This is a genomic window from Streptomyces sp. NPDC004667, from assembly GCF_040609475.1.
In the GTDB taxonomy this organism is placed as follows: Bacteria; Actinomycetota; Actinomycetes; order Streptomycetales; family Streptomycetaceae; genus Streptomyces.
The window spans coordinates 59,124-71,049 of sequence record NZ_JBEXKC010000005.1; the positions used below are offsets into that span (position 1 = coordinate 59,124).

10 protein-coding genes are annotated in these 11,926 nt (G+C 74.2%); 9 read left to right on the top strand and 1 reads right to left on the bottom strand.

Annotated elements, in window-relative coordinates:
- Positions 1 to 243: 243 nt before the first annotated feature.
- From ABZW32_RS04455 to ABZW32_RS04495, 9 genes are all read left to right on the top strand, one after another.
- On the top strand, positions 244 to 762 hold the full coding sequence (locus ABZW32_RS04455) for a DUF2617 family protein (protein ID WP_356211014.1): 519 nt from the start codon (positions 244 to 246) through the stop codon (positions 760 to 762).
- A gap of 137 nt (positions 763 to 899) precedes the next feature.
- Positions 900 to 2,540 (top strand): polyamine aminopropyltransferase, encoded by a 1,641-nt coding sequence (locus ABZW32_RS04460; RefSeq protein ID WP_356211017.1) that lies wholly within the window; start codon positions 900 to 902, stop codon positions 2,538 to 2,540.
- A 118-nt stretch (positions 2,541 to 2,658) separates the two neighbouring features.
- Positions 2,659 to 3,573 carry an SRPBCC domain-containing protein gene (locus ABZW32_RS04465; RefSeq protein ID WP_356211020.1) on the top strand — a complete coding sequence of 305 codons (915 nt, stop codon included), beginning with the start codon at positions 2,659 to 2,661 and terminating at the stop codon, positions 3,571 to 3,573.
- Positions 3,574 to 3,592: 19 nt separating this feature from the next.
- A complete protein-coding gene (locus tag ABZW32_RS04470) occupies positions 3,593 to 4,381 on the top strand; it encodes an aldose 1-epimerase (RefSeq protein ID WP_356211023.1) in 789 nt (262 codons plus the stop codon).
- A 21-nt stretch (positions 4,382 to 4,402) separates the two neighbouring features.
- Positions 4,403 to 4,942, top strand: coding sequence for an orotate phosphoribosyltransferase (pyrE, locus tag ABZW32_RS04475; protein WP_100660922.1), 540 nt, complete (start codon positions 4,403 to 4,405; stop codon positions 4,940 to 4,942).
- A 278-nt stretch (positions 4,943 to 5,220) separates the two neighbouring features.
- A complete protein-coding gene (fbaA, locus tag ABZW32_RS04480) occupies positions 5,221 to 6,243 on the top strand; it encodes a class II fructose-bisphosphate aldolase (protein ID WP_356211026.1) in 1,023 nt (340 codons plus the stop codon).
- Between the two features lie 258 nt (positions 6,244 to 6,501).
- A complete protein-coding gene (locus tag ABZW32_RS04485) occupies positions 6,502 to 7,242 on the top strand; it encodes a ScbR family autoregulator-binding transcription factor (RefSeq protein ID WP_356211029.1) in 741 nt (246 codons plus the stop codon).
- A gap of 82 nt (positions 7,243 to 7,324) precedes the next feature.
- Positions 7,325 to 8,044, top strand: coding sequence for a BTAD domain-containing putative transcriptional regulator (locus ABZW32_RS04490; protein ID WP_356211032.1), 720 nt, complete (start codon positions 7,325 to 7,327; stop codon positions 8,042 to 8,044).
- Positions 8,045 to 8,373: 329 nt separating this feature from the next.
- The gene (locus ABZW32_RS04495) at positions 8,374 to 10,305 is read left to right on the top strand and encodes a helix-turn-helix domain-containing protein (protein WP_356211035.1); all 1,932 of its coding nucleotides are present in this window, start codon (positions 8,374 to 8,376) and stop codon (positions 10,303 to 10,305) included.
- A gap of 62 nt (positions 10,306 to 10,367) precedes the next feature.
- Here the strand turns inward: ABZW32_RS04495 and ABZW32_RS04500 are convergent, their stop codons facing one another.
- Positions 10,368 to 11,624, bottom strand: a complete 1,257-nt coding sequence (locus ABZW32_RS04500; RefSeq protein WP_356211038.1) for a transposase — start codon at positions 11,622 to 11,624, stop codon at positions 10,368 to 10,370.
- Positions 11,625 to 11,926: the final 302 nt, after the last annotated feature.

The window sequence follows — 11,926 nt, forward strand, 5'->3', positions numbered from 1 at the left end:
GCTACGGCGTACGGGCGGCATGTTGTTGAACACGTGAACCGAGTAGCCCCCGGGGGGATGTAAACCCCGTCAAGTTGGGTAAAAACGCTGTGAGTGCCGTGCCTTTCATGATTCCCTCGGTTGAGTAGACCAGTCCTCGGACCTCCCTGGACTTCCTGTGGACCCGTGCCGGTGTCCCCCCACCCGTTGACTACCGCTGGCGGGCCCCGGCCCATCTCCCTCGCGCGTTTGCGGAGCCGACTCATGCTCACGACCCTCCAGACCACCTATACCGACACGCGTGCCGCCGATCTCGCCTGGGCCCTGGGACGGGAGCGGCTGCCCGCCCTGGCCGTGCTGAACCTCCAGCTCGCGGACGCGAAGGTGGAGTTGCGCCTGCTCGGGGCCTCCCATCAGGTGCTCCTGGAGGAGGGCGAGGTGCTCTGCTCGGAGACGGTCGCCTGCATGCCCGGCAGCAGTACGCCGCTGCCGCTCGGCGTGGCCAAGCGGGTGGGTGACTGGGAGTACGAGTTCGCCGCGCGCGTGGAGACCCTCTCGCGCGGCTCCTTCGCGGGGCGGGCCCAGGAGCTGCTCGCGCTGGTCGCGGACCATCCGAACGGCCTAGCGGGCACCTTCCCGGGCGATCCGCACGCGTTCACCGCCCTGCTGGCACAGCGATACGAGGGCCAGGTGCGCTGGCGGACCTGGCACGCGTACCCGCAGGAGGGCCAGCTGGTGGCCACCCGGACCAGGGTCGGGGTGCGCACGGGAGCGACCGTCTAGGGCTCGGGCGTCGCGTCCCGGGGCGCCGGTGTTGCGTGCCGGTTGCCCGCCGATTACGCCAACTGGCCTGATCGGTGCGCCAGTTGCACCCATGTGGGTGACAGGGTGTGGGTGGGCGGTGACGTACGGTTCGCTGCATGATCGACCGTTCCGCCCCGCGCGGGGTGCTCCCGGCGCCGGAGCCGCGGGACGTGCAGCCCGTCCCGGCCGCCCTGCCCGTACGCCCCCGGACCGGCCGACTCCTCGTCCTGGCCGCCGTGTTCGTCTGCGCCGCCTGTGGGCTCGTGTACGAACTGGAGCTGCTCGCCCTCGGCTCGTACCTCATCGGGGATTCCGTCACCCAGGCGTCGGTGGTGCTGTCCGTCATGGTCTTCGCCATGGGCGTCGGCTCGCTGCTCGCCAAACGGCTCTGCGGCCGGCCCGCCTTCGGCTTCGGCGCCATCGAGGCCGCGCTCGCCCTGCTCGGAGGCTTCTCCGCGATGGCGCTGTACGCGAGCTTCGCCTGGCTGGGGGAGCCGCGGCCGGCCCTCGTCGCCTTCTCCTTCGCCATCGGGGTGCTCATCGGCGCGGAGATCCCGCTGCTGATGGTCCTCATCCAGCGCGTCCGCAGACAGGACGCCGGCGGGGCCGTCGCCGACCTCTTCGCCGCCGACTACGTGGGCGCCCTCGTCGGCGGGCTCGCGTTCCCCTTCCTGCTGCTCCCGATGGTCGGGCAGCTCACCGGCGCCCTGCTCACCGGGACCGTCAACGCGGTCGCCGGCGGCGGGCTCGTCCTGTGGCTGTTCCGCCGCGACCTCAGCAGCCGCTGCCGCTGGCTGCTGATCGCGACCAATGCCACCGTCCTCGCCGTCCTCGCCTCCGCGACCCTGCTCGCCGACGACTTCGAACGGGTCGCCCGCACCGCCGTCTACGGCGGGGAGGTCCGCGTCGCCGTGCAGACCGGAGTGCAGGAACTGGTGCTGACCGGCCCGGCCACCGGCTCCCCGCGCTCCCTCGACCTGTACCTCGACGGCCGGCTCCGGGTCTCCGGCTACGACGAGTACCGCTACCACGAGGCCCTCGTCCACCCCGCCATGACCGGCCCGCACGCCCGCGTGCTGGTCCTCGGCGGGGGCGACGGGCTCGCCGCCCGCGAGGTGCTGCGCTACCGCGACGTCGCCTCCGTCACCGTCGTCGAGCTCGACCCCGGCGTGGTCCGGCTCGCCCGCACCGACCCCATGCTCTCCGCGCTCAACGCCAAGGCCTACGAGGACCCCCGGCTCGGCGTCGTCACGCAGGACGCCTTCCGCTGGCTGCGGGGCCCGGCCGCCCGGGACCGCTTCGACGTCATCGTCTCCGACCTCCCCGACCCGGGCATCACCCCGAGCACGAAGCTGTACTCGCAGGAGTTCTACGGGCTGGCCGCGCGCGCCCTGAACCCCGGCGGGCGGCTCGCCGTCCACGCCGGGCCCCTGACCACCCGGCCGCGCACCTACTGGACCGTCGACTCCACCCTCCGGGCGGCCGGGCTGCTCACCACCCCCTACAGCGCGGGCGGCCGCCTCACCGGCTTCGCGGCCGGCCCCGACCGCACCGCCGGGGTCACGGGTTCGCCCCCGCAGGACTGGGGCTTCGTCCTCGCCGCCCGCGAGCGCGTCCCGGAGCTGCGGGTCGACCGGGACACGCCCGCCCTGCGCGCCGTGTCCACCCGGGCCCTGCGGGACTCCGCCCGGGACGCGGCCCGGACCCGGCTGACCGGGCTCCCGCCCTCGACGCTCCCGCACCCGCGCTACTCCTGATCCCGGCCAGATCCCGGCCCGCCGGGGCCCGGCTGATCCCGGCCCGGTCCCGGCCCGCCGGGGCCCGGGACTGTCGTGTCCGTGTGCACGGACGGGTCACGTCGGTAGGCTCGACCACATGGAGCATCAGGTGTTCGTTCCGGTACCGGCAGACGATCTCCGCGCCCTGCTGCGCGATCCCGCCCGGGTGGCCCGCTGCGTCCCCGGGCTCCAGCAGGACGCCGACACGGCGGCCGGGCCGCTCGCCGGGCGGCTCAGGGTGCGGGTCGGCGGGAGCACGGTGACCTACCGGGGGGCGCTCTCCCTCACCGAGCCGGAGCCCGGCCGTTTCGCCGCCGGGGGCGAGGGCGCCGAGGTGCGCGGGAGCGGCACCGTCAAACTCGCCCTCGGGCTGCGGCTGATCCCGCACGAGGGCGGGACCCGGCTGGAGTTCACCGCGGCGGCCACCGTCGACGGCCGCGCCGCCGCCTTCGAACCCGAGGCCACCACCACCGCCGCCCGCAGGCTCCTCGACCGGCTCGCGGGGAACCTCGCCGCGGCCGCCGGACCCGAACGCGACGCCCGGCCGCGGCCGCAGGACCCGGTGGCCGAGGCGGAAGAGGCGGAAGAAGCGGAAGGGGCGAGCGGAGCGGACTTGGGCGCGGGGAACGGCGAGGAAGGGGAGGCCGGGCCCGGAGCCGGCGCGTCCGTGTTCGAGACCGAGGTGCCGCCCCCCTCCCTGGACCCCTTCGCGGAAGCCGACTTCACCGAGGCGGCCGGTGCCGACGGAGCGCCCCAACCCGCCGACACCGCCGCCGCGGGTGCTTCGGGCGGCGCCGCCCGCCCCCCTGCCGAGGCCGCCCACGCCCGCCGCACGATGATCGGCCGCAGCGCCGAGGAGGTCGACCACGCGCCCCCGCGCGGCCGTTACGCCCCCGTACCGGCCCCCTCCACCGTCGGCGCGGGAGCCGGCATGCGCTGGATCGCCCCGGCGGCAGCCCTGGCCCTGGCCTCGGCCGTCGTCGTCGGAAGGGTGTTGCGCCGCCGCCGCTGACGGGCCGTAGGGTCGGCGTATGAGTACGCGACTGAGCGCCGGCGGCGCCGACATCACCATCGACCGGGAGAACGGCTGCCGGATCAGCAGTCTGCGCGTCGACGGCACCGAGCTGCTGCGCCAGGGCCCGCACTTCGGGTCCTTCCCCATGGTCCCCTGGTGCGGCCGGACGGCGAACGGGCGGTTCCACGACGGGGCGACCGTCCAGCGGCTTCCCCTGAACCACCCCCCGCACGCCATCCACGGCTTCGGCCGCGACGCCTCCTGGAAGCCCGCCGGGGTGAGCACGACCCGGGCCGCCTTCGTCTACGACCTCGTCGACCCGTGGCCGTACGCGGGCCGGGTGACCCAGGTCTTCGAGCTCACCGAGGACGCGCTGACGCTCACCATGGGCGTGGAGACGTACGAGGACTCCTTCCCGGCGCAGGCGGGCTGGCACCCCTGGTTCCACCGCGTCCTGACGCCCGACGGGCCCGAGGCGCAGATCGCCTTCGACCCGGCCTGGCAGGAGGAGCGCGGCGAGGACCACATCCCGACCGGCCGCCGCACCGCCCCGAAGCCGGGCCCCTGGGACGACTGCTTCGGCATGCCCGAGGGGGTCGACGTCACCCTCACCTGGCCCGGTCAGCTGGAACTGAAGGTCACCAGCCGGGCCGAATGGGTGGTGGTCTACGACGAGCAGCCCGAGGCCATCTGCGTCGAGCCCCAGTCCGGGCCGCCGAACGGCCTGAACATCCTCCCGCAGCTGGTCACCCCCGTCGACCCGCTGGAGATCTCCAGCACCTGGACCTGGCGGCGGCTCCCGTAGGGCGCAATTAAGCTCGGGGGCATGACTGACGTACGCGATGCGCTTCTGCAGCAGATCAAGGACAAGGCCGTCGTGCACGGCAAGGTGACCCTCTCCTCCGGCAAGGAGGCCGACTACTACATCGACCTCCGCCGGATCACCCTCGACGGCGAGGCGGCCCCGATGGTCGGGCAGGTCATGCTCGACCTCACCGCCGACCTCGACTTCGACTGCGTCGGCGGCCTGACCCTGGGCGCCGACCCGGTGGCCACCTCGATGCTCCACGCCTCCGCCGCCCGCGGTGCGCGCCTCGACGCCTTCGTCGTCCGCAAGGCGCAGAAGGCCCACGGCATGCAGCGCCGCATCGAGGGCACCGACGTGAAGGGCAAGCGCTGCCTGGTCGTCGAGGACACCTCGACCACCGGAGGCTCCCCGCTGACCGCCGTCGAGGCGGTCCGCGAGGCCGGCGGCGAGGTCGTCGCCGTCGCGACCATCGTGGACCGGGGCGCGGCCGACGCCATCGCCGCGGCCGGGCTGCCGTACCTGACCGGCTACCGCCTGGGCGACCTGGGTCTTTCCTGACCCCGGTTCCCCCGGTCCGGCTCGGGTCCCGCTCGTGGGAGCGGTGCGCGACGACTCGTGACGAAGGTCCCGAGGTGTCGCCGATTCGGTTCTGACCTGCCCTTTTCGAAGCGGGCGGAGTGTTTCACGTGAAACACTCCGCCCGCTTCGCGCTCTGTCGGGTGGTGAGGGGGGTGGAGTGGCGCGCCGAGTCTGGAAAGATAGGCGCGACGATGACGTCGCCCCCAGGTCAGGGCCCGCAATCAGCACCCTTCCCCGCACAACCAAGGAGCGGACAGATGCCCATCGCAACCCCCGAGATCTACAACGAGATGCTCGACCGGGCGAAGGCAGGCAAGTTCGCCTACCCGGCCATCAACGTGACCTCGACCCAGACCCTGCACGCTGCGCTGCGCGGCTTCGCGGAGGCCGAGAGCGACGGCATCATCCAGATCTCCACCGGCGGTGCCGAGTTCCTGGGTGGCCAGTACAACAAGGACATGGTCACCGGCGCTGTCGCCCTGGCCGAGTTCGCGCACGTCGTCGCCGCCAAGTACGACGTCACGGTCGCGCTGCACACCGACCACTGCCCCAAGGACAAGCTGGACGGCTACGTACGTCCGCTCCTGGAGGTCTCCCGCGAGCGCGTGGCCCGTGGTCTGAACCCGCTCTTCCAGTCGCACATGTGGGACGGTTCCGCCGAGACCCTGGCCGACAACCTGGCGATCGCCCAGGAGCTGCTCGCCCAGGCCGCCGCCGCGAAGATCATCCTTGAGGTCGAGATCACCCCGACCGGTGGCGAGGAGGACGGCGTCAGCCACGAGATCAACGACGAGCTGTACACCACCGTCGAGGACGCGCTGCGCACCGCCGAGGCCCTGGGCCTGGGCGAGAAGGGCCGCTACCTGCTGGCCGCCTCCTTCGGCAACGTGCACGGCGTCTACAAGCCGGGCAACGTCGTCCTGCGCCCCGAGCTCCTCAAGGACCTCCAGGCCGGCGTCGGCGAGAAGTACGGCAAGGCCTCGCCGTTCGACTTCGTCTTCCACGGCGGCTCGGGCTCCACGGCCGAGGAGATCGCCACCGCGCTGGAGAACGGCGTCGTGAAGATGAACCTCGACACCGACACCCAGTACGCCTTCACCCGCCCGGTCGCGGACCACATGTTCCGCAACTACGACGGTGTCCTGAAGGTCGACGGCGAGGTCGGCACGAAGTCCACCTACGACCCGCGCACCTGGGGCAAGCTGGCCGAGGCCGGCATGGCCAAGCGCGTCGCGGAGGCCTGTGCCAACCTGCGCTCCGCCGGTACCAAGCTGAAGTAGGCAGTCGGCGCAGAGGACCCGAAGGGGGTCCGCCGGTCCGCAACGGACCGGCGGGCCCCCTTTGCCATGGGGCCGGAATCCCCACGTCCGCCCTGTTCCGCTGCCCTTTCGGGCAGGGTGTGGCGGCGGATGCCGGGTGATCTGACGGAGCGGGACCGGCCCGGTGGACTTGTGGCCACGCGATGGTGTGGAATCTAGACACAAAAACGTACCCGTGAGGATGTAAAGCCGGCGGGCCAGGAGAAGGCGACGCCAGACATGAGGACAAAGCGACCCCAGGTGAAGCAGGACCGGGCGGTGCGCACGCGTCGGGCGATCCTGGAGGCGGCGGCCGAGGTCTTCGAGGAGCGCGGCTACGACACGGCCAAGCTCTCGGACATCGTCAACATCGCGAAGGTCACCAAGGGCGCCCTCTACTTCCACTTCGACTCCAAGGAAGCCCTGGCCCAGGCCGTCATCGACGCCCAGAACGAGACGCAGCCGCCGACGGTCCCGCAGCCGTACAAGGCGCAGGAGTTCGTGGACATCGGCATGGTCTTCTCGCACCGGCTGCGGCACGAGACGCTGATCCGGGCGAGCGCCCGGCTCTCGCTGGAGCACGTCGGCGCCCGGCTCGACCGCGCGGCCCCCTACCAGGCCTGGATCGACCAGCACGTGGCCCTGCTGGAAGAGGCGAAGGAGCGCGGCGAGCTGCTGCCCAACGTGGACGCGGTCGTGCCGTCGCGGCTGATCGTGGGCGCGTACGCGGGGCTCAACACCATGTCCCAGATGCTGCGCCTGGACCTGGACGCGCAGGTGTCGGAGCTGTACACCCACGTGATGCCGAACGTGGTGGTGCCGGCCGTGGCGATCCGGCTCGACACCCGGCCGGGGCGGGGCGCGCGGGCCCTGTTCGGTCCGGAGGGCGTCCACGCGTGCCGGGCGGGTTGCGCGGGCGGGGTGGAACCGGGTGAGGTGGACCCGGGTGGGGCGGACCCGGACGAGGAGCTCTCCGGCTGACGCGGCGTCCGGGCGGGCCTCCCCTTCCCGAGAAGATCCTTCCGGGTATTATTTTTTTGCTGCCTGCCCAGGGAGGACAACGGTGGACATTGAGGTGCTCGGCCCCCCTCGGGTCACCGAGAACGGTGTGCCCATCACGGCCCCCACGCCGGAGTCCCGGCACGTCCTCGCGATCCTCGCGGCCTGTCCCGACCGGGTCGTGCCGGTCTCCGTGCTCGCCGACGAGCTCGCCGTCCGCGTCCCGCCCGAGCGCGCCCGCGCCGTCCTGCACACCGCCGTACGCCGCCTCCGCGAGCGGATCGCCGAGGCGCTGGGCCCTTCTTCGGTACGGACTCCCGAAACGGTGCTCTCCACACGTCCCGGCGGGTATCTTCTCGACACCGGCGGCGGCCGCTGCGACGTGCGGGAGTTCGAGCGCGAGGCCGGGGCCGGCTACCGGGCCATGGGACGCGGCGATTCCGCCCAGGCCGCCGCCCGGCTCCGGCGGGCCCTGGACCTGTGGACCGGCCCCGCCCTGGACGGGATCGCGGCCGGCCCCTGGCTGAGCCGGCGCATCGCCGTGCTCGACGCCGACCGGCTCTCCGTACTCGGCCAGTGGGTCGAAGCGGAACTCGCGCTCGGCCGCCACCGCGAACTGCGCCTGGCCCTGGCCGGTCTGCGCGGTGCCGGTGCGGGACGCCCCGGCGACGCCTACCTGGCCGCCCTGCGCCGGGCCGAAGAGCGCGCCCTGGCCCCGCGCCCCGCGCCGACGGGTCTGACCCTGCCCCCACTCCCGGCCCTGGCCTGCGCCTCCGGGCCCTGACGCCGCGACGCCCGGCCCCCGGCCCTCGGCCCCTGGGCCCCCAGGCCCTCGGCCCCCGGCCCTCGGCCCCTGGGCCCCCAGGCCCTCGGCCCCCGGCCCTCGGCCCCTGGCCACCGGCCTCTCGGGCCTGAGGCTCCGGCTCTTCGGCCCCGGCCTCTCGGACCTGAGGCCCCGGCCCTGACGCCGGGTCCGGCCTTCGTTCCGGCCGGTCGCCGGGTGCGGCGGACGGCCGGTCCGGTGCCCCCGCGCGCCTTGCTTGACCCCTCGCCGCACGGAACCTAGGTTCGGGAGCCGGGCAGGAAACAGCTGGTCGGACGGGGGATGGCGGGATGCCGGGGGACGAATCGGGCGCACTGTCCGTACTGGAACTGCTCGCGGCGGACGCCCCACCGGACCGGTACGACGCCCTGCTCGCCGAAGCCCACGCCACGGGCGCCGACGAGGAGGCCCTCGCGGAACTCGCCCGCGCCGTGGAACTGGCCCGCTCGGTCCGGGCCGGCACCGTCCGCCGCGAGCAGCGCGAAGCCGCCCTCACCGCCCTCGTGGACACCGCGCACGACCTCACCTCCCCGTACGACATCGACGGCCTGCTCCGTCTGATCACCCGCCGCGCCCGGCGCCTCCTCGGCTTCGACATGGCCTGGCTCTCGCTCAGCCGGCCGGACGGGTCCGCGTACGTACGCACCTCCGAGGGCGAGACCACCGCCCTCAACGTCGGCCTCGAACTGGGCACCGGCCGGGGCCTCGGCAGCATCGCCCAGGCCCGCCGCTCCCCGGTGTGGACCGCCGACTACCTCGCCGACCCGGCCATCGCGCACGCCCCCGGGATCGACGCCGTCGTCGAGGCGGAGGGCCTGCACGCGATCATCGCCGTCCCGCTGCGGCGCGGGGACTCCAGCCTCGGCGCCCTCTACGGCTCCGACCGCGCGGTACGGCATTTCACCCCGGACGAGATCGGCATCATGCTCTCCCTCGCCGACCTGGCGGCCGTCGCCATCGAGAAGGCCCGCCTGCTGGAGCAGACCCGGGACGAGGTCACCGAGCTGGAGGCCTTCGGCTCGCGCACCAACACCGCCCTCACCCGGGTCCGTTACCTGTGGGAGTGCCACGCCCGGCTGGCCGGTCTGGTCCTCGACGGGGCCGGGCTGCCCACCCTCGCCCGGGCCACCGCCGACGCGCTGGACGGCGTGCTCCAGGTACGGGACCCGGGCGGCCGCCCGCTGACCGCCACCGGTGAACTGCCCGGTCTGGACGAGGAAGCGGTGGCCAAGGCGGCCCTCCAGGCGCTGACCGACCGGCGGCCGGTCCGGCTGCCCGGCGACCTGTGGCTGGCCCCCGTACTCGCCGGCGCCGAGGACCTCGGGGTGCTGCTGCTGAGCGCGTCGGCGCCGCTGGCCGACGAGGACGTCCGGCTGCTCCAGCTCGCCGCGCAGTCCGTGGCCTCCCTCATGCTGATCCAGCGCGGCACCGCCGCCGCCGAAGGACCCGTGCACGACGAACTCCTCGCCGACCTGCTGGAGCGGCCGCACTCCGTCGACCTGCACCTGCTGGAGCGCACCCGCCGGCTCGGCATCGACCTCGACCGCCCGCACGTGGTGGTCGTCGCCCGGCCCGAGGGCGGCGAACTGGGCAAGGCCGTCGCCTGGGCGTCCTCGTACGCGTACCGGGCGGGCGGCCTCAAGGGCGTCCGCCGCGGCTGCATCGTCCTGGTGCTGCCCGGTACCGACGCCTCCGCCGCCGCGCACCGGGTCTCCGGCGAACTCTCGCCGCTCCTCGGCCACGCCGTGTCCACGGGCGCCGCGGGACCCACCGCCGCCGCGGGTGAGGTGGCCCGCGCGTACGCCGAGGCCGTGCGCTGCCTGGATGCGCTGACCGCTCTGGACGGGGTCGGCGGCACGGCCTCCCTGCGCGAACTGGGCTTCCTCGGGCTGCTGTTGTCCGCCGACCACGACGTGGAGTCCTTCATCGCCGCGACCATAGGCCCCGTCCTGGAGTACGACACCGACCGGCTGACCCACCTGACCCGCACCCTGGAGGCCTACTTCGCCTCCGGAGCCAGTCCCACCCACGCCGCCGAGGCCCTGCACGTGCACCCCAACACGGTCTCCCGCCGCCTGGAGCGCATCGCCGAACTGCTCGGCCCGCACTGGCAGAAGCCCGCGCAGGCCCTCGAAATCCAGCTGGCGCTGCGGCTGCGCAAGGCCCGTACCGTCCTCCACGACCGCCGGACCGCCGCGCACCAGGCCGAACAGGTGGGGTAGGACGGGGAGTCCGTATGGTGCGGGCGGCCGGGCGGCCGGACGGCCGGGCGGTCCGCGTCCGCCTACGCCGTCAGGGCGCGGGCGGCGTGCGCGATCGAAGCCAGCGTGACGTGACGGTGCCAGCCGGGCAGGGCGCGGCCCGTGAAATCGCGCAGCCCCGCCTCGCGGCCGCTGTGTTCGGCGGCGCAGTCCACGCGCAGCGCCTGCTTGGTCAGCCGCAGCAGCGGGCCCACGGGAAGGCGCACCAGGTCCGTCACCCACATCTGCGCCGGTTCGCGGCGCGGGTCCGTCCACTCGCCGACCAGCAGCAGGTGTCGCCGGCGGGCCGGGGACGGGTCGGGCATCATCACGCGCACGGCCACCGCGAGGGTGCTGCGGTGGCGGCCCCCCGGGTGCGCGGGGTCCGGGTCGGTCCACTCCACCGGGGTGCACAGGCCGCGCACCGACCGCAGGACCTCGCGGGCGCCGCGCGGGCCCGCGCCGTGGCCCGGCAGCGCCGGGTCGGTGACGAGCAGCGGGGTCGCGGGGTCGACGCGGGCGATCACCGGCAGCCCGGCCTCCGCGAAGCGGTTCATCGTCGAACGGGTCCCGATGTGCCGGATGTCCAGCACCACGGGGCGGGGCGCGCCCGTGGTGCGGCGCACGGTCGCGATGACGGCGGCGGTCGCGGACTCCTCGTACGCGGCCTCCTCGTACGCGGCCCGGGCGGCGAGGGCGCCGGGCACGGTGGCGGAGGTCCCCGGGCCCGCGGCGGCCTGCGCCTCCGGGAGGAACATCCGCCAGCCGACCGGCGTCACCAGTCCGGCGGACGCGAACCAGGTCCCGAAGGCCTGCTGACCGCGGAACATCTGTCCCTGGTGCGGGTCGAAGCGGTGCGCCACGCCCACCGAGTGCTCGCCGCCCTTGGGGATCGCCATCGGCTGCGCCACCCAGGCGGTCGGCGTGGTGGTGGCCTCCAGGTAGCCGGAGAGGGCGCCGCGGATCGGCTCCCAGTCCCAGGTGGAGCCGGAGATGAAGTGGTGCATGCTCTGCTCGGCGGCCCCTCCGCCCACCTGCCCGGCGATCCCGCGCATCGACTTGCGGCCCGGGAGGGCCAGCAGTCCCCGTACGTACCGTCGGCCCTTCTCGCGCTGGTCCCTGCGGCGCAACGAGCCGAGGACGGCGGCGCAGAGGTCGTCGGCGGCCTCGTACGCGGCGACCGTGGCCGGTCCGCCGGTCCCACCGCCGGTCCCGCCGCCCGTCCCGCCGCCGGCCCCGCCGGGCGTTCCGCCACGGTCCGCCGTGATCGTCCCCGTACCCGTGACGGTGCTGCTGCTCATGATCGTTGCCACGACGTGTCCCCCTAGACGCGCATCGACTACACCCCCACCGTCCTTCGAGTACCCCTCTTCCGGGGAGGTGCGCCGGGCACCGCACTTCGCCCGAACGTGGTGGGGACCCCACCACCCCCCGCCACGGCACCCGACTTGACGGACTGCCCGAACGGCCCTGGCCCGTCGCCCCGGGATCCGGCACGGTCCTGTTCCGGGCCCCGGTGGCCCCCCACGGACCGCGGTGCCGGGGCCTGCCCCCCGGCACCGCGCCGCCGGGCGTACGACGTCGGGACGAGAGGCGGGGCGGC